Origin of the sequence: Sporichthya sp. (genome assembly GCF_013815995.1) — a bacterium.
GTDB lineage: Bacteria > Actinomycetota > Actinomycetes > Sporichthyales > Sporichthyaceae > Sporichthya.
Window position 1 is genome coordinate 1 of sequence record NZ_JACDFE010000045.1, and the last position, 21,701, is coordinate 21,701.

The following is a 21,701-nucleotide window of genomic DNA, read 5'->3' on the forward strand; positions in this document are numbered from 1 at the left end:
CGTCAACACCTCACGCCAGCTCGGCTTCGCGCTCGGCATCGCCCCGCTAGGTACGCTGTTCTACGCCCGCGCGCAGCACGTGTTCGAGGATCGGGGGATCGACGACGCCGCGGAGGCCGGTCGGGCTGTCGCCGGCGGGCGGTCCGGGGAGTTGCTCGCGCAGGACCCCGGCCTCAGCGATGCGATCCACGCGGCCGCGGTCGGTGGCGTCCAGTGGACCCTGGGCGTGGCCGGGGTCATCGGCCTGATCGCCGCGACGATCGCGCTGGTGCTGATCCGGCCGGTGAAGTCCGCCGAGCCGCCCGCGCAGGCTGGGCCACCGACGCAGGCCAAGCCACCGAGCCCATCCGGACCGCCGAAGCAGGCGGGGCCGGCCAGGCTGAACGGCTCCGGTGGACAGTCGGCTCCGACCGGACCGCGCCGCGTCGTCGGCGCCCAGCTACCACCCGACCCGGTTCCCGCCGGGCAATGGAACCCGCGCGAGAACTGACGGGTCAGCCGGCGACCGCCGTCAGCGTCAGTCCTCCACCCGGATCACCAGCGCCGCACCGATGTCGCCGGCGGCGCACCCGGTGAACAGGCCCACCCCGCCACCGCGGAGGCGGAGCTCCTCGATCAGCTCGGCGATCGAGCGCATCCCGGTCGGGGCCTGCGGGTGGCCGAAGATCAGGCTGGAGCCGTAGGCGTTCATCCGCTCGAGTGGGAAGCCGGTCTCCTTGGCGAAGACCAGGTCGTTGACGGCGAACGGGTTGTGCGTGGTGACCGCGTCGACGTCGTCGATGCTCAGCCCGGCGGCGGCGAGGGCGGCCAGCGCCGCCGGGATGGGGGCCTCGGGCATGTGGGCCTTGGCGACCCTGGCCTGACCCGCGGACAGCACCCGCACGACCCCGGCCCCGCCGGAGAGTTCACGGGCCCGCTCAACCGTCGTCACCAGAGCACCGGCGCAGCCGTCGGCGGGGTGGGTCTGGGAGGCGAAGGTCAGCACGCCGTCGGGGACGACCGGGCCCAGTTTGACGATCTCCTCCGCGACCGCGGGGCGGATGCCCTCGTCGGCGTCCAGCGTCACCGGACGCTTGGCACCGACCGAGACCGGCACCTGGTAGCGGCGCTGGAAGGCGCGGTCGTCGGCCAGGGCGCGCTGGTACTGCTCCGAGCGCAGCAGCGTCAGCTCGTCGCACTCCTGCCGGGTGACGCCGTGCTTGGCGGCGACCGTCTCACCGGCCGCGAGCATGCCCTGGCCGGTCCACGGGTGGCCGAAGGAGTCGACCACCCAGGTCTCGGTCGCGGGCGAGCCGCCCATCGCCTTGGGCTGCGGGTAGAGCAGGGTCGGGCCGTTGCTGGTCCGGTCGGTGAGCACGACCAGCTGGGTGCCGGCGCCCGCCGTCACCGCGCCGGCCGCGGACACCAATGCCGCCACCGACGTCGCGCACGCCTGCGCCAGCATGGGCCCGGACAGCCCGGGTGCGCCGATCCGCCCCGCGAGCGTCGGTGCGCCGTAGAACACCTCGCGCTGAGGGATGGTCCACCCCAGCACGAGGCCGTCGAGGGACGCCGGGTCCACGCCGCGGTCGGCCAGCGCGCGGGTGGTGACCGCGGCGGCCAGGTCGAGGCTGGACACGTCGGCGAGGGTGCCCTGCCACTTCGCGAACGGGGAGGACCAGGCGTGGCCGGCGGGGATGGCGACATCGGCGAAGCGCAGGCGGAAGCTCCTGCGGGACGGGGCAGCGCCGGGGACGGGGCGCCGCTCTGCCTCGAAAGTAGACATAAATCACGCGGCTCGCAAGATATTTGTCGACTATCGACCGCCCCTCCCGCGACTCTGGTCGCGTGCCCGGGCCCTCGGCGGCCACGGATGGCCCGGCCGGCCACCCAGAGTCGGGGCGCCGGCGGCGGCGGGGCAGCCGGGGGCGTCGCCTGAGGTGGGAAATACTCGCCCCGCTGTCGCCATCTCCTGCTGCGCGGCGCGCTCATGCCCGAGCCTCGAAGGCGCGCCACGCTGCAGATGTTGGGAGGACCGGGGTGAGCGGGACCGCCGAGGAGCGTCGCGCCCGCCGCCAGCGACGCGTCAGCGACCAGCTGGCCCACCCCGCGCGGTTGATCGCTTTCGGCTTCGGGTTCGCCGTCCTGACCGGGACGGCGCTGCTGATGCTCCCGGCGGCGACCGAGGCGGGGGAGCGGCCCTCGTTCGTCGACGCGCTGTTCACCGCCACGTCGTCGGTCTGCGTCACCGGGCTGGCGATCGTCGACACCGGCGGGCACTGGTCGACCTTCGGCGAGGTCGTGATCCTGCTGCTGATGCAGATCGGCGGCCTCGGCATCATGACGATGGCCACGATCATCGCCCTCGTGGTCTCCCGCCGCCTCGGGCTGCGGGCCCGGCTGCTGATCCAGGCCGAGACCAAGACGCTGCAGTTGCGCGACGTCCGTCGGGTCCTCCGCGCGATCATCGTGTTCAGCCTCGTCACCGAGGCCATCGTCACCGCCATTCTCACCGTCAGATTCGCGACCCACTACGACATGTCCTGGGGACGCGCGGCCTACGACGGGGTGTTCCACGCGGTCTCGGCGTTCAACAGCGGCGGCCTGTCGCTCTACAGCGACAGCATGAGCCGGTTCGTGCGCGACCCGATCGTCAGCCTGACCGTGACCGGCGCGGTGCTGCTCGGCAGCATCGGCTACCTGGTGATCTTCGAGCTGACCCGGAACTGGCGCCGCCCGCGCGAGTGGTCGGTGCTCACCCAGCTCACCCTCGGCGTCTCGGGGGTGCTGGTGGTGCTCGGCACCACGCTGATCACCGTCGCCGAGTGGTCCAACGACGCCACCTTCGGTCCGCTGGACGTGCCGGACAAGATGATCGCCGGGTTCTTCGCCTCGGTGATGCCCCGCTCCGGCGGGCTGAACAGTGTCGACATCGGGGCCATGCGGGAGGAGAGCCTGCTCCTCCAGATCATCCTGATGTTCATCGGCGGCGGCAGCGCCAGCACCGCGGGCGGGATCAAGGTGACCACCTTCGGCCTGCTCGCGTTCGTCATCTGGGCCGAGATGCGGGGCCAGGCCAAGGTGCACGTGGGGCGCCGGCAGGTTCCCGAGGCCAACCAGCGCCAGGCGCTGGCGATCGCGCTGCTGGGCATCGGCCTGGTGATGGCCGGCACGCTGGTGCTCCTCGGGCTGACCGACCATCCGTTCGACCGCGTGCTGTTCGAAGCGACCTCCGCCTTCGGTACGGTCGGGCTGTCGACCGGCATCACCCCCGACCTCGGCCGGGGCGGGCAGCTGGTGGTGGTGGCGCTGATGTTCATCGGCCGGATCGGACCGCTGACCATGGCCTCCGCGCTCGCGCTGCGCGAACGCGACCGCCGGTACGAGTACCCCGAGGAGAGGACGATCGTTGGGTGACCGTCGCAAGGACGCCGTGGTCGTGATCGGCCTCGGCCGGTTCGGCAGCGCGCTCGCACTGGAGTTGGTGCGTGAGGACGTCGAGGTGATGGCCATCGACAGCCGCCGCGAGATCGTGCAGCGGATGGCGGGCCGGCTCACCCACGTCGTCACCGCGGACTCCACCGACCTCGACACCCTGCGCGAACTCGGCATCGGTGAGTTCCGCCGCGCCGTGGTCGCGATCGGCAGCGACATGCAGGCCTCCATCCTCACCACCTCGCTGCTGGTGGAGCTCGGGATCCCGGACATCTGGGCCAAGGCGATGACCGAGCCGCACGGCCGGATCCTGGAACGCGTCGGCGCGCACCACGTCGTGTTCCCCGAGCACGAGATGGGCCAGCGGGTCGCGCACACCGTGCAGGGCAAGATGCTCGACTACATCGAGATGGACGCCGACTTCGCGATGATCAAGATGCTCGCGCCGGCGTCCGCGATCGGGGTGCCGCTGAACCAGTCCCCGCTGCGCAGGAAGTACAAGATCACGGTGGTCGCGGTGAAGCATGCGGGTGGCGACGACTTCGCCTACGCCACGGCGGACACCGTCCTGCAGATCGGCGACGTGATCTACGTCTTCGGCCGGACCGAACACATCGAGGGGTTCAGTTCCGAGTCGAGCTGACGATCCGTCAGGACGTGGTCGTCGCCGCTGGGGTGGCGAGGCGCGCGGCCACACCGGCGGGGTCGGTGGCGGTGCGCTCCTGGCCGAGGAACAGATCGCGGATCGCCTCGTAGAGCTGGTCGGTGTCGTCCTCGCCCGGATCCACCAGGTGCAGCAGGCCGAGTCCGAGGGCCAGGGCGACGTAGGCGCGGGACTGCCGGTCGTCGCCCGCCGCACCGACCGCGCGCAGCCCGGCCTGGGCGGCCTCGCCGTACGTCCGCAGCGCGTCCCGGGCCGGCCCGGCGAGCTCGGGGGAGCGGGGCGCGTTGACGAGGACCTCGTAGAAGGCGAGGCGGTGCGGGCCGTCGAGCTCCATCACCTTCGCCGCATACCAGCCGGCGATGTCGCCGGGGGTGAGTACGCCGTGCAGTTCCCCGAGATCAGGGGCCGCCATCTCGGCCGCTCGACCGGCGACGAAGGCCTGCAGGGCCTCGGCGACCAGCTCGCCGATCGAGGAGAAGTAGTAGCTCGCGGTCGCCAGCGGCACGCCCGCGGCCTCGGTGACGGAGCGGTGCGTGGTCCCGGCCAGGCCCTCGGTCCCGACCACCTCGACGGCGGCTTTGAGCAGTGCCTCGCGGCGCGGCTGCGCCTTGCGTCGGGCCTGGAGCGGAGCCATGCGCGCAGTCTTGCACAAATTTCTTGGAAATGCTTCCAAGTCCGGTCGAAAGGTGCTTCAGTAGGGCGCAGCCGACCAAAGGGGCGTCCCGTGAAGCTCACCCGTGTTGCCGCAGCCGCAGCCACCGCGATGACCGCACTCGCTCTCGCCGTAGCCGGCCCGCTGGGCCTCGGTACCGCGAACGCCGACGTTCCGCCGGACCACGCCTGGATCATCCCCGAGCCCGCGCTGTCCGGCGCCAACGACTTCACCTGCAGGCCGACCGCGGCCAAGCCCAACCCCGTCGTGCTGGTGCACGGCCTGGGTGCCACCGCGAGCGAGAACTGGTACTTCCTCGCGCCGTACCTGGCCGGGCAGGGCTACTGCGTGTTCGCCAAGACCTACGGCATGGACCCGCGGTACCCCAGCCGTGGCGGACTCAAGCCGATGAACGAGTCCGCGGCCGAGCTGTCCGCGTTCGTTGACGAGGTGCTGGCCGCCACCGGCGCCAGGAAGGTCGACATCGTCGGGTACTCCGAGGGCGCGATCATGCCGCGCTGGTACCTGAAGTTCCTCGGCGGCGCGGCTAAGGTCGACCACTTCGTCGGGTGGGCCGGGCCGAACCACGGCACGAACATCCACGGCATCACCGACCTGCGCACGGCCGTCCCCGGCTGGGACGGCCACCTGGGTCAGTACTGCGGGTCGTGCCCGCAGTTCATGCCCGGCTCGGACTTCCTCACCGCCCTCAACGCCGATGACGAGACCCCGGGCACGGTGCACTACACCGTCATCGCGACCAAGTACGACGAGCTGGTCACGCCGTACCAGACCAGCTTCCTCACCGGCGCCGAGAACATCGCGCTGCAGGACGTCGACCCGGCCAACTACGCCGGCCACGCCTCGATGGCCAACGATCCGACCACCTTCGCCCTGACCCTCAAGGCCTTGGCGGCGCACGGGCACTGATCCCGAACGATCGAGACCGCGTCCTACCTCGCGTAGGGCGCGGTTTTCGGTTCTCTGGGCACGTGCGCGGTGAGCAGGATCGTCGCGGCGACCGCGCTGGTGGCCCGGCTGAAGTGCAGTGCGGCGAAGGCCTGGTTCACGCCGGGCTGGAACACCGCGGTGCAGAAGGCGTCGTCGAAGCGTTCTCTCGACGCCGGGCCGTCGTGCCCCAGCGCGTCCTCGACGAGCGCGTAGGTGACCGGGTCATGGGTGCCCAAGCTCAAGTGATCCGGGCTCCGGCCGGGACAGGCCTCGCTCACGACGATGTTGGCGATCTCGCCCTGACCCGTCGTCAGTTCCGAGGATTCCGGCGGGACGATGATGCCGTCGGTCATGGAGTAGATCACGCTGTAGCTGATCCCGGGCCAGGTCTCCGGGCCGGCATTGAGCGCGTTCATGAACGCCGAGCCGGTGCGCTGCTGCCAGATCGCCGGCGCGCAGTCCGGGCTGCACAGCAGGATCGCCCGATCGGTGCCGTGGTTGGACGGCGCCATCCCGATCAGGTCATCGACCATGCCCCGGGTGTCCGGCCAGTACTTCAGAGCCCAGCGGCTGATCATCCCGCCCTGGCTGTGGCCGAGGATCGCGATCTTGTGCCCGCTGTGGCGGTACACCGCACGGATCGCGGCGACCACGTACTCGGCCGCTACCTGGATGTCGCCCATCGTGCGGTCAGGCAGGTCGAGGGTGCAGAACGGCTGCTGCTCCAGGGAGAACGCCTGGGCGTAATTCCAGCCGAAGTTCTCGTCGGTGTTCACCGTGGTGCCCGGCAGCAACAGGACGGTGGCCTTGTCGGTGTCCCCGGTCGCACAGGCCAGGTTCGTGTCGAGCCAGGTCGTCGAGACCGACAGTGGGGGACCGGTGTCCGGCGTGCGGGCCGCGACCGCCGAGGTCGGGACCACGCCGGCGACCAGGGCACCGGCCAGAACGCCGGTCGCGAGCACACCTTTCACGAGGGTCCGTTCCCCGCCTTCCACTTGATGCCGCAGCCCAGGCTCGGGGCGTGCGGCTCGGGGACCGGGCGGCCGGCCAGCACGTGCTCGACCGCCGCCCGCAGGGTCTCGCCGGTGACCGGGCCGCCTGTGCTCGGGCGCGAGTTGTCGAACTGCCCGCGCCAGGCCAGGCGGCGCTGCGCGTCGTAGAGAAAGAAGTCCGGGGTGCAGGCCGCGCAGAAGGCCGTCGCGGTCTCCTGCGTGGTGTCGATCAGGTACGGGAAGGTGAATCCGGCGCGGGCGACCTGGTCGGCCAGGCCCGCCGGTCCGTCGTCGGGGTAGCGGTCCGTGTCGTTGCTGCAGATCGCGACCGTGACCAGGCCGTCTCCGGCCAGCTTCTCCGCGAGCGGTCCCAGCGCGGACTCCAGGTGCTTGACGTACGGGCAGTGGTTGGACAGGAAGACGACCAGCAGCGCCGGGGCGCCGGCCAGGTCGGTGAGGGAGACGATGCCCCCGCCGAGCGCGGGCAGCGCGAAGTCCGGTGCGGGAGTCCCCAGCGAAACCATGTGGGAGGCGATGGCCATGTCCGCATCATCGCCGATCGACGCGTTGTGGCAATGGCGTTGACCTCTATGTGAATCTCGCCTAGCCTCGAAGAGGAGTTTCGAGGAAGGCGGCCCGCCGTGACGCAGACATCGGTCGACCGGACCGCCGTGCTCCCCGACCCCTCGGGCGGGCCGACGCCCTACCTCTCTCCGGTGGCCCTGGTCGAGCGCATCGTCGCCCATATCGCCGCCGGGACCACCGACCTCGGTCCGCGTACCGGTCGGGTGCCGGTGGCGGACTACACCGACCCGGCCCGACTGGCCGCCGAGCTTGAGATGCTGCGCCGGGTCCCGGTGCCGTTCTGCACCTCCGCCGCCCTGACCGAGCCGGGATCGTTCGTCGCCCGGGACGCGGCCGGGGTGCCGCTGCTGGCCGTGCGTGGCCGTGCCGGCCAGGTCCGGGTCTTCCGCAACGCATGCCGGCACCGCAGCACCGCGTTGGTCGAGGGCGCCGGTTGCGCGCGGTCGTTCGTCTGCCCTTTCCACGGCTGGGTCTACGGGCTCGACGGGGCGCTCTCGCACGTCCCGGACGCTTACGGCTTCGACGGGGTGGAGCTGGTCGATCGGGGACTCGCGCCGGTGCCGTGCCACGAGCGGGCGGGTCTGGTGTTCGTGCAGCAGGAGGGCGAGGCGGACTTTTCTTCCGTCGAGCAGGTGCCCGGGCTGACGGACCGTCATGTCCTGGTGGAGACCGAGCGGATCGCGGTCGAGGGCAACTGGAAGGTGCTCACCGAAGGGTTCCTGGAGGGCTACCACATCCGCCAGACCCACAAGAACACGTTCTTCCCGATGGGGTACGACAACCTCACGGTGCTTGAGCACTCCGGGCGGCATTCCCGGGTGACCTTCCCGTTCCGGCGGGTCGAGATGCTGGGCGAGACCCCGCCCGAGCAGTGGCACCTCGGCAAGGCGCTGACGATCGTCGACCACATCTTCCCGAACGCGATCATTGCCCGGCTGACGGCGCACAGCGCGTTCGTGGTGGTCGAGCCGGTGAGTCAGACCAGTTCGATGCTCGTCATCTCCAAGATTGCGCTCCCCGCCGAGGACGGCTCGATCCCGGAGGCCGTCCACCGCGACATCTCCTTCGTCGAGACCGGTCTGCTCGAGGACCGCGCGATGGCCGAGGGCGTCCAGCGCGGATTCGCGGCCCGCACCGAGGACGTGGTCTTCGGCCGCTACGAATTCGCTCTGACCCAGCTGCACGAAGGGCTGGCTGCGGAGCTCGAGCCGCAGCGTCCGAAGAACTGTGCGCTATAACGCACGCTTCGTCGGACGTCAGGGCATCATCTGTCCGCCTTCGTTGACTCCCGGGCGCCCTCTCGCTTAGTCTTGACCCAACCGAACATTCGGTCGGGTAACGGGAGCGGGACATGGAACAGCAGGAGCAGTTCGACGCGGTGCTGGCCGCCGACGAGCGGATCGAGCCCCGGGACTGGATGCCCGAGAAGTACCGGGCGACCCTGATCCGCCAGATCGCCCAGCACGCCCATTCCGAGATCATCGGGATGCAGCCGGAGGGCGCCTGGCTGACCAAAGCGCCGTCGCTGCGGCGCAAGGCGATCCTGCTGGCCAAGGTGCAGGACGAGGCCGGCCACGGGATGTACCTGTACTCGGCCGCGGAGACCCTCGGGGTGGACCGCTCCGACCTGCTCGACCGGCTGCACACCGGCGCGCAGAAGTATTCGACGATCTTCAACTACCCGACGCTGGAGTGGGCGGACGTCGGCGTCATCGGCTGGTTGGTCGACGGCGCCGCGATCGTCAACCAGGTCCCGTTGTGCCGCTGCTCCTACGGCCCGTACGCCCGCGCCATGATCCGGATCTGTAAGGAGGAGTCCTTCCACCAGCGGCAGGGCTTCGAGATGCTGCTCGCCCTGCGGGACGGCACCGACGGTCAGCGCGCGATGCTGCAGGACGCGGTCAACCGCTGGTGGTGGCCCTCGCTGATGATGTTCGGCCCGCCGGACGGCGCTTCGGCCAACTCCTCGGCCTCGATGGCCTGGAAGATCAAGCGCCACTCCAACGATGACCTGCGGCAGCGCTTCGTCGACATGACGGTCCCTCAGGCCGACGTCCTGGGTGTCCGGCTGCCGGACAACGACCTGCGCTGGAACGCCGAGCGCAACAGCCACGACTTCGGCGAGATCGACTGGGAAGAATTCGCCCGTGTGGTGAAGGGCGACGGCCCGTGCAACACCGAGCGCATCGAGCGTCGCACCGCCGCGCACACCGAAGGCGAGTGGGTCCGCGAGGCCGCCACCGCGTACGCGCGCAAGCAGGCCGCGAAGGTTGGCGCAGCATGAGCGAGCGGAGCGAGCGACCACATGGGCACAGGTCCCCGGCGAAGCCGGACACCGAGCGCAGCGAGGTGGCCGGGTGAGCGAATGGCCGCTGTGGGAGGTCTTCGTCCGGCCGCGTCGCGGCCTCGGGCACGCGCACGTCGGGAGCCTGCACGCCCCGGACGCGGAGATGGCGCTGCGCAACGCGCGTGACCTCTACACCCGTCGGCAGGAGGGCGTCTCGATCTGGGTCGTCCCGGCCGGCTCGATCACCGCGTCCAGCCCGGAGGAGAAGGACTCCTTCTTCGACCCGGCCGGCGACAAGGTGTACCGGCACCCGACCTTCTACACGTTGCCGCCGGAGGTCGACCACCTGTGATCGGGAGCAGCCGAGCCGACGAGCCAGGAACGAGCGAGGAGGGGAGCGCGACCCTGAGCACCAGCCCGGTTGCCGCCTACGCCCTCGCCCTCGGCGACGACGCGCTGATCCTCGGCCAGCGCTTGATCGAGTGGGTTACCCACGCCCCCGAACTGGAGGAGGAGGTCGCGCTCGCGAACATCTCCCTCGACCTGCTCGGCCAGGCCCGCACCCTGCTCACCTACGCCGGGTCCTTCGACGGTCGGGACGAGGACGCGCTGGCCTACCGCCGCGCGCCCGAGCAGTTCCGCTGCGTGCACCTGGTGGAGCGGCCCAACGGTGACTTCGGCGCCACGGTCGCCCGGCAGCTGCTGTTCTCCGCCTACCAGTTCGAGCTCTACGACGCCCTGACCGCCAGCGCCGACCCGACGTTGGCGGGGCTGGCCGGCAAGGCGGTCAAGGAGGTCGCCTACCACCGTGACCACGCCAGCCTCTGGACGCTGCGCCTCGGCGACGGCACCAAGGTCTCCCGTGGGCGGATGCAGGACGGGCTGGCGGCCATGTGGCCGTATGCCGACGAGCTGTTCGCCCCGGACCCGGCCACCGCCGGACTGGTCGGACTCGGTGCCGCGGTGGACCCGGCCGCGCTGCGCCCGGCCTGGACCAGGTACGTCGAGAGCGTGCTCGCCGAGGCCACGCTGACGGTGCCTCAGATGACGCCCGCGCCGGGCGGCGGCCGTTCCGGGATTCACACGCCGGAGTTCGGCGCGCTGCTGGAGGAGATGACCTCGCTGCATCTGGAGCACCCGGGGGCCCAGTGGTGACCTCCGCCCCTGGAGCAACGGATGTCATCCGCAGCGACATTCGCGAGGCGGTGGCGGCCGTGCTGGACCCCGAGCTGCCGCTGATCACCATCGCCGACCTCGGCATCCTGCGCGACGTGCAGGTCAACGGCACCCAGGTGACCGTCACGATCACCCCGACCTACTCGGGCTGCCCGGCGATGGAGGCCATCGCTGGGGATGTCCGTGCTGCGGCGACCGCGGCCGGCGCCACTGGCGTCGAGATCCGCACGGTGCTCGCCCCGGCCTGGACCACCGACTGGATCACCGACACCGGCCGCGCAACTCTGGAGGAGCACGGCATCGCGCCCCCCGGGCCGAGCACCGGCCCGATCGGCCTGACGCTGAGCGTGCGCTGCCCGCAGTGCGGTTCGATGGACACCCGGGAGCTCTCCCGGTTCTCCGGCACGGCCTGCAAGGCGCTGCATGCCTGCAACGTGTGCAAGGAACCCTTCGAGCGGATGAAGGCGCACTGATGACTGTGGAAGCGGCAGCACCGCCGCGCGCCCGCGCTGCCTTCAACCTCCTGACGGTGGCCTCGGTCGAGCCGCTGACCTCGGACTCGGTCGCGGTTACTTTCGACGTTCCCGCCGAACTCGCCGCGGCCTACACGTTCCGCCCTGGCCAGCACCTGACGATCCGCAGCGACCACGGTGCCCCGAACAGCCGGCGCAGCTACTCGATCGCCTCGCCGGCCGGCGGTCCACTGCGGGTGGGCATCAAGCGGCTGCCCGGCGGCGCGTTCTCCGGCTGGGCGGTGCGCGACCTGCGCCCCGGCATGCAGCTGGACGTCATGACGCCGATGGGGGAGTTCGGCACGGACCTCCGTCCCGACACGGCCCGCCACCACGTCGCGTTGGCGGCCGGGTCGGGAATCACCCCGGTGCTCTCGGTCGTGGCCAGCGTGCTGGCGGCCGAGCCCGCGAGCACCATGACGTTGCTCTACGGTTCTCGCGGGTCCGCCCAGATCATGTTCGGCGAGGAGCTGGCAGATCTGAAGGACAGTCACCCGGCGCGCTTCCAGCTGCTGCACTTCCTCTCCCGCGAACCACAGGCCTCGCCGTTGCGGGCGGGCCGGCTCGACGCCGCCAAGCTCGACGGCGTGCTCGGGCCGCTGGTGCCGCTCGACGCCGATGCCTGGTACCTGTGCGGTCCGAACGACGCCGTCGCGGCCTGGTCCGAGGTGCTCATCGCCCGCGGGGTGGAGGCGTCGCGGATCAACCGCGAGCTCTTCCACGTCGGCCCGTTGCCGGCCCGGCCGGTCCTCGACGGCCCGATCGAGGGCCCGCACCGCACGGTGTTCTTCACCCTCGACGGGCGCAGCGGGGAGATCGAGATCAGCCCCGAGGAGACCGTGCTCGACGGCGTGCTCCGGTTGCGCCCGGACGCGCCGTTCGCCTGCCGCGGCGGGGTGTGCGGCACCTGCCGGGCCACCGTCAACAGCGGGACGGTGCAGATGGACGCCAACTTCGCCCTCGAACCCGACGAGCTCGAGCGCGGCTTCGTCCTCACCTGCCAGGCCCGGCCGACCAGCGACGAGGTAACCGTGGACTACGACCGATGAGCACGGAATCCGGCCTCGATCCGATGAAGGTCGCGAACGCGGTCACGCACGCGATGATGCGGGGCGACCGGGCGTCGGGCGCCGCCGGGATCTCGTTGGTCGACGCCGCGCCGGGCGAGGTGACGGTGACGATGACCGTCACCAAGGAACACGTCAACGGCTTCGACATCTGCCACGGCGGCGTGCTGTTCACCCTGGCCGACACCGCGTTCGCGCTGGCCTGCAACAGCCATGGCCCGATGACGGTCGCGGCCGGCGCCGACATCACGTTCTGCAAGGCCGCCGCACCCGGCGACGTCCTGACCGCCCGCGCGGTCGAGCGGACCCGGTTCGGGCGCAGCGGCATCTACGACGTCACGGTCACGCGCGGCACCTCCGACGGAGGGGCGGAGATCGTCGCGGAGTTCCGTGGCCGTTCACGCACCATCGGCGAGACCCAACCGGGGGCGGCCGCCAATCCAATCGACCCTGGCGGATCACGGAGCGGCTGACATGAGTGCAGATTCCCGGGGTGGACTGGACCCCATCGAGACCGCCTCGGCCGACGAGGTCGCCGCCGTCGCCGAGGAACGGCTGCGGTGGTCGGTGCGCCACGCCTACGAGAACTCGACCGCGACCCGAGCGGCCTTCGACGCCGCCGGCGCACACCCCGACGACGTGCACGGTCTGGCCGACCTGGCCAAGGTCCCGTTCACGACCAAGGCCGATCTGCGCGCGGACAACTGGGGCCGCTTCGCGGTCCCGCGCGCTGAGCTCGCCCGCATTCACGCCTCCTCCGGCACGACCGGGCTGGCCACCGTGGTCGGCTACACCGCCGGCGACCTGGACACCTGGGCCACCCTGATGGCCCGCTCGATCCGCGCGGCCGGCGGCCGTCCCGGGATGACCGTGCACATCGCCTACGGGTACGGACTGTTCACCGGTGGCCTCGGCGCGCACTACGGCGCCGAGAAGCTCGGCTGCACCGCCGTCCCGGTCTCCAGCGGCATGACGGAGCGTCAGATCAAGCTGATCGCGGATCTGCGGCCCGAGGTCATCATGATCACTCCGTCCTACCTGCTCGCGATCGGCGATGAGATGGAGCGGATGGGCCTGGACCCCGCGGAGAACTCGCTGCAGGTCGGCATCCTCGGCGCCGAGCCGTGGACCGAGGGCATGCGCGTGGAGATCGAGGCCCGGTTCGGTATGCACGCCGTCGACATCTACGGCCTGTCCGAGGTGATGGGCCCCGGCGTCGCGCAGGAATGCGTGGACTCCAAGGACGGCCTGCACATCTGGGCCGATCACTTCTGGCCGGAGATCATCGATCCGCAGACCGGGGTCCCGCTGCCGGAGGGGGAGCGCGGCGAACTGGTGCTCACCTCGCTGACCAAGGCGGCCTTCCCGGTGATCCGCTACCGCACCGGCGACCTGACCCGGTTGCTGCCCGGCACCTCCCGGCCCGGCATGCCGCGTATCGAGCGCATCACCGGCCGGGCCGACGACATGATGATCGTGCGCGGCGCGAACGCCTACCCGAGCCAGGTCGAGCAGATGGTGTTGCGTGTCGAGGGACTCGCACCGCACTTCCTCTGCGTGCTCACCCGCCCGGACCGTCTCGACGTCCTGACCGTGCGCACCGAGGCCCGCCCCGACGTCGAGGCCTCCCGCTACGACGACCTGGCCGGCGCGCTGCAGGCCCTGCTGCTCGCCGAGCTCGGACTCGGCGCCAAGGTCGAGGTCGGCGAGCCGGGTGCGATCGAGCGTTCCGTCGGTAAGGCCAGGCGTGTGCTGGACCTGCGATGAGCGCAGAGCCGGTGGAAGTGACCGTCGAAAAGCGCAGCCGCTACGACGTCGAGTCCCTGCTCGCGGTCGCCGTCGAGGTCTTCGGCGAGCGCGGTTACGACGGCACCAGTATGGACGACCTGGCGCGCGCGGCCGGCATCACCAAGTCCTCGTTCTACCACCACGTCAAGGGCAAGGAAGAGCTGCTGCGCCGGTCCCTGGATCGCGCTCTGGGTGGGCTTTTCGCGGCCCTGGAGGCGGCCGAGGCCGGGGAGGGCGCAGCAGTGCGCCGGCTGGAGGAGCTGCTGCGCGGTTCGGTCGCCCTGCTGGTCGCCGAGCTCCCGCACGTGACGTTGCTGCTGCGGGTGCGCGGCAACACCGAGACCGAACGCTCGGCCCTGGCCCGACGGCGTGAATTCGACCACCGCGTGACCGCGCTGGTGGCCGCAGCCGAGGCCGAGGGGGACCTGCGCATCAGCGCCGACCCCGCCCTGGCGGCCCGGTTGGTTTTCGGCCTCATCAACTCCCTCACCGAGTGGTACCGCCCCGGCGGTGAGCTCGGCGAGGCCGCGCTCGCCGACGCTGTCGTCGAGCTGGCCCTGTCCGGCCTCCGGGTCCGCCCCGCGGAGTAGTGGAACGTTGTTCTATTCAGCTTCGGGGTGCACTATGACGGCGTGACCCCGCCCCGCCTCGCACCCCAGCGCACGCCGAGCCAGGACGTCGAATCGTCCCTGCTCCGGGCGGCCGATGCGGTGCTCCGCCGGGACGGTCTCGCCGGGGTCACGGTGCGCGCGGTCGCCGCCGAGGCCGGGGTGGCGCCGATGGGCGTCTACAGCCGGTTCGGCAGCAAGGACGGCCTGGTCGACGCGCTGCTGATCCGGGCGATCGGGGACTTCCGCAGCGCCGTCGCCCGCCACGAGGAGCCCGACCCGGCCGAGCGGCTCAAGGCCGGCGGCAGGCGGTACCGGGAGTGGGCCCTCGCCAACGACCAGCACTACGAGGCGATCTTCCTGGCCCGGATCGGGCTGGGTTCGGCCCAGGTCGCCGAGGCCTCCATGCAGGCTTTCGGTGAGCTGCTGGCCCGGGTCGAGTACGCGATGGCGGCGGGCGTGCTGCGGCAGGGCGACGTCACCGAGGTCGCCCAGCAGATCTGGCACGCGGTGCACGGCGCGGTCGCGCTGGAGTTGCACTCGCTGGTGCTCACCGACGACGCCGGTGCCACGTACGAGCGGCTGCTCGACACCATCGTGCGCGGCCTCGCCCCCTGACCCCGGTCCGCGGCCGCGTCCCCATCGGAAACGCGGGTTCATATGGCGGTGACATTACGGAGTTAGCGTCCGAGTCATGGCAGCTCGACGTGTGGTCCTGGCGCTGGTCGCCGCTCTCGCCCTGACCGGGTGCGGCGGGTCCGACGACGCTCCTGACGCGGCCGCCGCCGAGGCGACGATCGCCAGCGTTTCCGCGTCGCCGACCGCCAACGCCGACACGGCCGACAAGCCGGGCAAGGCCGGCAAGGGTATGAAGGGCGCCTCCGCCGCCGCGACGGTGGCGCCGGAGATCGTGGTGCCGACGACCTCCGACGCCGTGTCCGCTCAGACCCTCGGCGGCTGGCAGGGCCTTGTCGTCGCTGAGCTGCGCAAGGTCGAACCCCGCCTGGTCACCACCGACGGAGCCGCGGTCAAGAAGATCCGGGCCACCTGCGTGCAGATGCAGACCGGGATGTTCGAGACCAAGGTGGTCCCGATCATCATCAAGCGCTTCAGCACCGCGCAGTTCACGCCGACCTACGAGCTGGGCCAGCAGGTCTACTCGATCCTCCTGCAGTACGCCTGCTACCGGATGAACGAGACGCCCAAGGAATGACGGGGCATCAGGTCCGGATCTTGTAGTCCTCAAGCAGGCGCCGGCCGATGATCATCCGCTGGATGTCCGCGGTGCCCTCGCCGATCAGCAGCATCGGGGCCTCGCGGTAGAGCCGCTCGATCTCGTACTCCTTGGAGAACCCGTACCCGCCGTGGATGCGGAAGGAGTCCTCGACGACGTCGCGGCAGTACTCGCTGGCCAGGTACTTGGCCATGCCGGCCTCGAGGTCGTTGCGCTCCCCGGAGTCCTTCTTCCGCGCGGCCATCGTCATCATCTGGTGCGCGGCCTCGACCTTGCAGGCCATGTCGGCCAGGCGGAACTGCACGGCCTGATGCTCGGCGATCATCTTGCCGAACGTGTGACGCTGCTGGGCGTACTGGACGCCGAGTTCGAAGGCACGCAGGGCCACTCCACAACCGCGCGCAGCCACGTTCACGCGGCCGACCTCGACCCCGTCCATCATCTGGTAGAAACCGCGACCGCGGCCCGCTGCGCCGCCGAGCACGTGCTCCTGCGCGATTCGGAAGTCGTCGAAGACCATCTCGGTCGTGTCGACGCCCTTGTAGCCCATCTTCTCGATCTTGCCGGGGATCAGCAGGCCCTTGGCGACCTCGCCGAAGCCCGGCTCCTTCTCGACCAGCAGGACGGTCATGTTCTTGTAGACAGACTCCGCGCCCTCGTCGGTCTTCACCAGCACCGCGACCAGGCTGGACGAGCCGCCGTTGGTGAGCCACATCTTGGCGCCGTTGACGACGAAGTCCTCGCCGTCCTCCTTGGCCTTGGTCTTGATGGCGGCGACATCGGAGCCGCACTCCGGCTCGGACATCGAGAACGCGCCCCGCAGCTCGCCCTCGGCCATCCGCGGGAGGTACTTCTGCTTCTGCTCCTCGGTGCCGTGCTGCATCAGCAGGTAGGCCACGATGAAGTGCGTGTTCACGATGCCGGACACGCTCATCCAGCCGCGGGCGATCTGCTCGACCACCAGGGCGTAGGTGAGCAAGGACTCACCGAGGCCGCCGTACTCCTCGGGAATGGTGAGCCCGAACAGGCCCATCTCCTTCATTCCGTCGACGATCTTCTGCGGGTACTCGTCGGCGTGCTCCAACGCCTGGGCGGTCGGAATGATCTCCTTCTCGACGAAGTCCACAACGGTGCGCAGGATCTCCTGCTGCACGTCGGTGAGGTTCTCGGTCTGCGCGAGGCGGCCCATGGCGTCGTACTCCTGTGTCAGCTGCGTCACTGTGCTGGCGGAATTGCCGAGTACAGGATCGCGGTAACGTCGATAACGGACGCGACCGGGTCGGCAGCTGGAGGTACAGGGCATGTCCGTGGACACGTCGAGCGCCGAAATTGCGTACCCCCAGAAGGGCTTCCAGGTGCCCGAAGGGGCGACCGACGTGCTGCTGATCAGGCACGGTCAGTCGGCCGGGATGACGGCCAGCAACTTCCGGCGCACCGACACCGGCCAGGCCGATCCCGAGCTTTCGGACAAGGGCCACGGGCAGGCGGCGGCGATGGCCGAGCGGATGTCCCGTGCGGGCATCCAGGCCCTCTACGTCTCCACCCTGATCCGCACCCAGCAGACCGCGGCGCCGTTGGCCTCCTTCACCGGCCTGACCCCGGTGGTGGTGCCCGAGCTGCGCGAGATCCAGCTCGGCGACTGGGAGGGCGGGGAGTTCCGCCGCCGCCTGGAACAGCAGGACCCGATGATCCTGACGCTGATGCGCGAGGGCAGCTGGGACGACGTCCCGAACGGCGAGGGCGACGAGGCGTTCACGGCCCGGGTCCGGGCCGGCCTGAAGCTCGTCGTCGACGCGCACCCGGGGGAGCGGATCGCCGTGGTCTGCCACGGCGGGGTCATCGGCGCGGCGATCGCGCTCGCCACCGGCTGCTCGCCGATGGCGTTCATGCACGTCGACAACTGCTCGGTCAGCCAGCTGATCGTGCACGACGGGCTGCCGATCGTGCGCCGCGTCAACGACACCGCGCACCTCGGGCCGGCTTTCTCGCAGGCTTCCGACGAAGCCCTGATCTGAGCCGACCGTGACCGTTGCCGGGCTGGTGCTCGCCGCCGGGTCGGGCAGCCGGCTCGGGCAGCCGAAGGCGCTGGTCGAGATCGCGGGAGTGCGCCTGGTCGACCGGGCCGTCCGGGTCCTGCGCGACGGTGGCTGCGACCCGGTCGTCGTGGTCTCCGGCGCCGCCCCGTTCGACGTGGCCGGGGCAAGCGTCGTCGCCAACCCGGCCTGGGCCACCGGCATGGGCTCCTCACTGCGGGTCGGGCTTGCGGTGCTGGCCGGCGGGACCGCGCGGGCGGCGGTGATCTCGCTGGTGGACCAGCCCGGGATTCCGGCCGCGGTTGTCTCTCGACTGCTCGCGGCGCACGCCGACGGCGCGATCGTGGCCACCGCGACCTACGGCGGCAAACGGCGTAACCCCGTCCTGCTCGATCGCGCGACCTGGGCCGAGGTGTCCCGGCTGGCCGAGGGCGACCAGGGGGCCCGCCCGTACCTGGCCGCGCACCCCGACCAGATCACCGGCGTCGAGTGCGATGACCTGGGCGACGCCGCTGACATCGACACCCCTGAGGATCTGGCCCGGGCCCGCGGGGGAGCAGACGGCGCCGCAGGGTGTTAGCCCGAAAGTCCCACGACCGAAAGTCGACTGCACAAGTTTACTTTGACTCCGCCCGGCGTAGACTGACCGCCTGGCACCCGAACGAGGAGCGCGTGATGAGCCTGCCCGACACCCTCAGCCCGACGACCCTGCGCCAGCAGAACGGCTCGGTCCGTCTGCTGGACGTCCGCACGCCCGGCGAGTTCGCCGCGGCCCGGATCCCGGGCTCGCACAACATCCCGCTCGGTGACCTCGACGCCCACGCCGACGCCCTGGCCGGCAGCGCGACCGACCTCGTCGTCGTCTGCCAGTCCGGCGGCCGGGCGAAGATCGCCGCCGACACCCTGCGGGCCAAGGGCCGAACCAACGTCTCGGTCCTCGACGGCGGCCTCGCTGCCTGGGAGTCCGTCGGCGGCGAGACCGACGGCGGCGCCTCCGCCTGGACGATCGAGCGCCAGGTCCGTCTGGTCGCCGGCTCCCTCGTGCTGACCGGTATCGCGCTCAGCCTGAAGTACCCGAAAGCCAAGTTCCTCTCCGGCGCCATCGGCGGCGGACTCACCTTCGCGGCCGTCTCCAACACCTGCATGATGGGCTCGATGCTCGCCAAGCTCCCGTTCAACCGGGCCGCCAGCGCCGACATCGACTCCGCCCTGGAGGCCCTGCGCACGTAGGCGCCCGCACCGGAATCTCACTCTGGCCGCGTGGCCGGGCCATCGAGTACCTGCGATAGCCCGGGCCCGCGGCCAGAGTCGTCTCGGGGCTTACCTGTCCGCTAGGTCCGGCTTACCGGAATTGCGGGTCCACCGTCCGGCCACCGATAGCGGGATGTTGATGCGCGTTTGGCCTGGAAGCGGGAGGCTTGGGGAGAAGACACGTCTCTCGGGGGGACTCAAGTGCGGATAGGGGTCGCAGGCGTAGGGCGCATCGGAGCGCTGCACGCCCAGAACTTGGTGGCTGCCGTCGGGGCGGCAAATGTGGTCGTGGCCGACGCGGACGCGGGCCGGGCCCAGGCAGCGGCAGAGGACCTCGGGGTCGCCTGCGCGGGCGACGTGGACGCGATGCTCGCGGCCGGCGTCGACGGCCTGGTCGTCGCCACGCCGACCGACACCCACGCGGCGTTGATGCTGCGCGGGGTCGAGGCCGGCATCCCGGTGTTCTGCGAGAAGCCGGTCGCCCCGGACATCGCCGGCACCCGCGCGGTCCTGAACCGGATCCAGGCGATGGGTGGTGTGGTCCAGGTCGGCTTACAGCGTCGCTTCGACGCCGGCTACGTCGCCGCCCAGGCTGCGGTCGCCTCCGGCGCACTCGGTCAGGTGCACACCATCACCGGTCACACCCTGGACCCGACGCCACCGCCCGCGGCCTACGTCACGGTCTCCGGCGGCATCTTCCGGGACTGCCTGGTGCACGACCTGGACATCCTGCGCTGGGTCAGCGGCCAGGAGGTCGTCGAGGTCTACGCCACTGGCGCCAACCTCGGCGATGACTACATCCGCCTGGCCGGCGACGTCGACGCGGTTGCGGTCACTTTGACGATGACCGACGGCTCGCTCGCGATGCTCTCGGCCAGCCGCTACAACCTGGCCGGCTACGACGTCCGGATGGAGGTCCGTGGCCACCGCGACTCGGTTGCGGTCGGGCTGGACCAGCGCACCCCGGTCCGGTCGATGGAGCCGATGACCTACCCGCATGCCCCGGCCTACCCCGGCTTCCTGGAACGCTTCGCCGGCGCTTACGCCGCGGAGATGGCAGCCTTCGTCGGGCTGGTCCGCGGCGGCGGCACCAGTCGCTGCACGGTCGCCGACGCCTTGGCTGCTTTCGTGCTCGCCGAGGCCTGCGAGATCTCCCGCCGCGAGCGCCGTCCGGTCTCGATCTGCGAGATCGAGTCCGGCGGCCCGACGGTTCCCGGCCAGCACGGCGGCCGCGGGCTCTCCGTCGCGGAAGGTGTGACATGAGCGAGGCTGTGAACACTGAAGCTGCGGGTTGTCCGCGGCAGCGGATGGCTCGACCCGGTGCTGCGCGGCCGTGGGCCCAGCGCCTGGCCGGCGCCCCGATCTCCTGGGGCGTCTGCGAGGTGCCCGGCTGGGGCTACCAGCTCCCGGTCGAACTGGTGCTGGCCGAGATGGCCGCCGCCGGGCTCGCGGCGAGTGAGTTCGGCCCGGACGGCTTCCTTCCTGATGCTGGGTCAGATCGCGCCGCCGCGCTGAGCCGCCATGGGATGAGCGCGGTCGGCGGGTTCGTCCCGGTGGTCGCGCACACAGCCGAGATCGATCCCGCGGACTTCGATTCGCTGTTCCGCGCCTTCGCCGAGGCCGGGGCCGGTGTGGTCGTCCTCGCCGCGGTGAGCGGGCAGGACGGCTACGACGCCCGGCCGGTGCTGGACGACGACGCCTGGACGCTGCTCTGCATGAACCTGGACCGCCTCGCCGACGCGGCCGCGGAGCACGGGCTGCTCGCCACGTTGCACCCGCACGTCGGGACGATCGTGGAGCGCCCGCAGGAGGTCGACCGGGTGCTGGCTGCGGCCACCATCGGCCTGTGCCTGGACACCGGGCACTGCCTGGCCGGCGGCGGGGACCCGCTCGCACTGGCCAAGGTGGCGACCGCCAGGATCAAGCACGTGCACCTCAAGGACGTGGACGCGGCCATGGCGGCCCGGGTGCGCGCGGGCGAGTTGACCTACACCGACGCCGTGCGAACCGGGATGTACCGGCCGCTCGGCGAGGGCGACGCCCGGGTGGCCGAGATCATGGAGACGCTGGAGAGCGCCGGCTACGCCGGTTGGTACGTGCTGGAGCAGGACCGCATCCTGCCGACGCCACGGGGAGCGGCCGGGACCGCCGAGGCCGCCGACGCCGAGGCCGCCGACGCGATCCGGGCCGACGTCAACGCCAGCCTGGCCCACCTGCGGGCCGCGGTAGGCGCGTAGGCCCCCGGGGATTCGCGCATCCATGACCGCATCGGCATCCAAGAGAGCGATTCCGCGGCGTGTCGCGGGGTTCTGCTCATCCATGCGCGAAACGGTGGCCCGATGAACCCGACGGCGCCGGAGGTCCTGACGATCGGTCGGATCGGCGTCGACGTGTACCCGCTGCAGGTCGGCGTCGGGCTGGAGGACGTCGAGAGCTTCGGCAAGTATCTCGGCGGCAGCGCGGCCAACGTCGCGGTCGCGGCGGCCC

At 71.0% G+C, this 21,701-nt stretch carries 24 protein-coding genes and 2 pseudogenes; 21 read left to right on the plus strand and 5 right to left on the minus strand.

Going from position 1 to position 21,701, the window contains the following annotated elements:
• Positions 1–490 (plus strand): annotated as a pseudogene (locus H0X00_RS07430) (MFS transporter); the annotation flags it as partial.
• A 27-nt stretch (positions 491–517) separates the two neighbouring features.
• Here H0X00_RS07430 and H0X00_RS07435 read toward each other — a convergent pair.
• Positions 518–1,699: a thiolase family protein gene (locus H0X00_RS07435; RefSeq protein ID WP_367186482.1), complete on the minus strand. Its 1,182-nt coding sequence runs from the start codon at positions 1,697–1,699 to the stop codon at positions 518–520.
• Between the two features lie 320 nt (positions 1,700–2,019).
• Between H0X00_RS07435 and H0X00_RS07440 the strand changes: the two genes are divergently transcribed.
• The gene (locus tag H0X00_RS07440) at positions 2,020–3,396 is read left to right on the plus strand and encodes a TrkH family potassium uptake protein (RefSeq protein WP_293768606.1); all 1,377 of its coding nucleotides are present in this window, start codon (positions 2,020–2,022) and stop codon (positions 3,394–3,396) included.
• Complete coding sequence (locus H0X00_RS07445) at positions 3,389–4,057, plus strand: TrkA family potassium uptake protein (protein ID WP_293768608.1); 669 nt, start codon at positions 3,389–3,391, stop codon at positions 4,055–4,057. The genes H0X00_RS07440 and H0X00_RS07445 overlap by 8 nt, the downstream gene beginning before the upstream one ends.
• Before the next feature lie 7 nt (positions 4,058–4,064).
• Here H0X00_RS07445 and H0X00_RS07450 read toward each other — a convergent pair whose 3' ends face one another.
• Entirely contained in the window at positions 4,065–4,712 is a 648-nt protein-coding gene (locus H0X00_RS07450) for a TetR/AcrR family transcriptional regulator (protein WP_293768610.1), read from the minus strand.
• A 90-nt stretch (positions 4,713–4,802) separates the two neighbouring features.
• Here H0X00_RS07450 and H0X00_RS07455 point away from each other — a divergent pair, with 90 nt between their 5' ends.
• Positions 4,803–5,660: an alpha/beta fold hydrolase gene (locus H0X00_RS07455; RefSeq protein WP_293768612.1), complete on the plus strand. Its 858-nt coding sequence runs from the start codon at positions 4,803–4,805 to the stop codon at positions 5,658–5,660.
• Positions 5,661–5,683: 23 nt separating this feature from the next.
• Here the strand turns inward: H0X00_RS07455 and H0X00_RS07460 are convergent, their stop codons facing one another.
• Positions 5,684–6,643, minus strand: a complete 960-nt coding sequence (locus tag H0X00_RS07460) for a lipase (RefSeq protein WP_293768614.1) — start codon at positions 6,641–6,643, stop codon at positions 5,684–5,686.
• Positions 6,644–6,648: 5 nt separating this feature from the next.
• Complete coding sequence (locus H0X00_RS07465; protein ID WP_293768616.1) at positions 6,649–7,215, minus strand: thioredoxin family protein; 567 nt, start codon at positions 7,213–7,215, stop codon at positions 6,649–6,651.
• A 99-nt stretch (positions 7,216–7,314) separates the two neighbouring features.
• Between H0X00_RS07465 and H0X00_RS07470 the strand changes: the two genes are divergently transcribed.
• The 11 genes from H0X00_RS07470 (at position 7,315) to H0X00_RS07520 (ending at position 15,909) form a co-directional block, all read left to right on the plus strand.
• A complete protein-coding gene (locus H0X00_RS07470) occupies positions 7,315–8,496 on the plus strand; it encodes an aromatic ring-hydroxylating dioxygenase subunit alpha (protein WP_293768618.1) in 1,182 nt (393 codons plus the stop codon).
• A 113-nt stretch (positions 8,497–8,609) separates the two neighbouring features.
• A complete protein-coding gene (gene paaA, locus H0X00_RS07475; RefSeq protein WP_293768620.1) occupies positions 8,610–9,542 on the plus strand; it encodes a 1,2-phenylacetyl-CoA epoxidase subunit PaaA in 933 nt (310 codons plus the stop codon).
• A gap of 73 nt (positions 9,543–9,615) precedes the next feature.
• Complete coding sequence (paaB, locus tag H0X00_RS07480) at positions 9,616–9,897, plus strand: 1,2-phenylacetyl-CoA epoxidase subunit PaaB (RefSeq protein ID WP_293768622.1); 282 nt, start codon at positions 9,616–9,618, stop codon at positions 9,895–9,897.
• Positions 9,894–10,700, plus strand: coding sequence for a 1,2-phenylacetyl-CoA epoxidase subunit PaaC (gene paaC, locus H0X00_RS07485; RefSeq protein WP_293768624.1), 807 nt, complete (start codon positions 9,894–9,896; stop codon positions 10,698–10,700). Before paaB ends, paaC begins: the two co-directional genes overlap by 4 nt.
• Positions 10,694–11,194, plus strand: a complete 501-nt coding sequence (gene paaD, locus H0X00_RS07490) for a 1,2-phenylacetyl-CoA epoxidase subunit PaaD (RefSeq protein ID WP_367186478.1) — start codon at positions 10,694–10,696, stop codon at positions 11,192–11,194. The genes paaC and paaD overlap by 7 nt, the downstream gene beginning before the upstream one ends.
• The gene (locus H0X00_RS07495; RefSeq protein ID WP_293768628.1) at positions 11,194–12,282 is read left to right on the plus strand and encodes a 2Fe-2S iron-sulfur cluster-binding protein; all 1,089 of its coding nucleotides are present in this window, start codon (positions 11,194–11,196) and stop codon (positions 12,280–12,282) included. Before paaD ends, H0X00_RS07495 begins: the two co-directional genes overlap by 1 nt.
• Positions 12,283–12,335: 53 nt before the next feature.
• Positions 12,336–12,773 carry a hydroxyphenylacetyl-CoA thioesterase PaaI gene (gene paaI / locus H0X00_RS07500; protein WP_367186483.1) on the plus strand — a complete coding sequence of 146 codons (438 nt, stop codon included), beginning with the start codon at positions 12,336–12,338 and terminating at the stop codon, positions 12,771–12,773.
• 1 nt (position 12,774) lies between these two features.
• On the plus strand, positions 12,775–14,067 hold the full coding sequence (locus H0X00_RS07505) for an AMP-binding protein (protein WP_293768632.1): 1,293 nt from the start codon (positions 12,775–12,777) through the stop codon (positions 14,065–14,067).
• Positions 14,064–14,678, plus strand: coding sequence for a TetR/AcrR family transcriptional regulator (locus H0X00_RS07510; protein WP_293768634.1), 615 nt, complete (start codon positions 14,064–14,066; stop codon positions 14,676–14,678). Before H0X00_RS07505 ends, H0X00_RS07510 begins: the two co-directional genes overlap by 4 nt.
• Positions 14,679–14,720: 42 nt before the next feature.
• Entirely contained in the window at positions 14,721–15,314 is a 594-nt protein-coding gene (locus H0X00_RS07515; protein ID WP_293768636.1) for a TetR/AcrR family transcriptional regulator, read from the plus strand.
• A 76-nt stretch (positions 15,315–15,390) separates the two neighbouring features.
• Positions 15,391–15,909: a hypothetical protein gene (locus tag H0X00_RS07520; protein ID WP_293768638.1), complete on the plus strand. Its 519-nt coding sequence runs from the start codon at positions 15,391–15,393 to the stop codon at positions 15,907–15,909.
• A gap of 7 nt (positions 15,910–15,916) precedes the next feature.
• Here the strand turns inward: H0X00_RS07520 and H0X00_RS07525 are convergent, their stop codons facing one another.
• The gene (locus H0X00_RS07525) at positions 15,917–17,119 is read right to left on the minus strand and encodes an acyl-CoA dehydrogenase family protein (RefSeq protein ID WP_367186484.1); all 1,203 of its coding nucleotides are present in this window, start codon (positions 17,117–17,119) and stop codon (positions 15,917–15,919) included.
• A 112-nt stretch (positions 17,120–17,231) separates the two neighbouring features.
• Between H0X00_RS07525 and H0X00_RS07530 the strand changes: the two genes are divergently transcribed.
• From H0X00_RS07530 to H0X00_RS23735, 6 genes and pseudogenes are all read left to right on the plus strand, one after another.
• Entirely contained in the window at positions 17,232–17,945 is a 714-nt protein-coding gene (locus tag H0X00_RS07530; RefSeq protein WP_293768642.1) for a histidine phosphatase family protein, read from the plus strand.
• 7 nt (positions 17,946–17,952) lie between these two features.
• The gene (locus H0X00_RS07535; RefSeq protein WP_293768644.1) at positions 17,953–18,543 is read left to right on the plus strand and encodes a nucleotidyltransferase family protein; all 591 of its coding nucleotides are present in this window, start codon (positions 17,953–17,955) and stop codon (positions 18,541–18,543) included.
• A gap of 95 nt (positions 18,544–18,638) precedes the next feature.
• Complete coding sequence (locus H0X00_RS07540; protein WP_293768645.1) at positions 18,639–19,193, plus strand: rhodanese-like domain-containing protein; 555 nt, start codon at positions 18,639–18,641, stop codon at positions 19,191–19,193.
• 222 nt (positions 19,194–19,415) lie between these two features.
• Positions 19,416–20,477 carry a Gfo/Idh/MocA family oxidoreductase gene (locus tag H0X00_RS07545; RefSeq protein ID WP_293768646.1) on the plus strand — a complete coding sequence of 354 codons (1,062 nt, stop codon included), beginning with the start codon at positions 19,416–19,418 and terminating at the stop codon, positions 20,475–20,477.
• The gene (locus tag H0X00_RS07550) at positions 20,474–21,451 is read left to right on the plus strand and encodes a TIM barrel protein (RefSeq protein WP_293768648.1); all 978 of its coding nucleotides are present in this window, start codon (positions 20,474–20,476) and stop codon (positions 21,449–21,451) included. Before H0X00_RS07545 ends, H0X00_RS07550 begins: the two co-directional genes overlap by 4 nt.
• 102 nt (positions 21,452–21,553) lie before the next feature.
• Positions 21,554–21,701 (plus strand): annotated as a pseudogene (locus tag H0X00_RS23735) (5-dehydro-2-deoxygluconokinase); the annotation flags it as partial.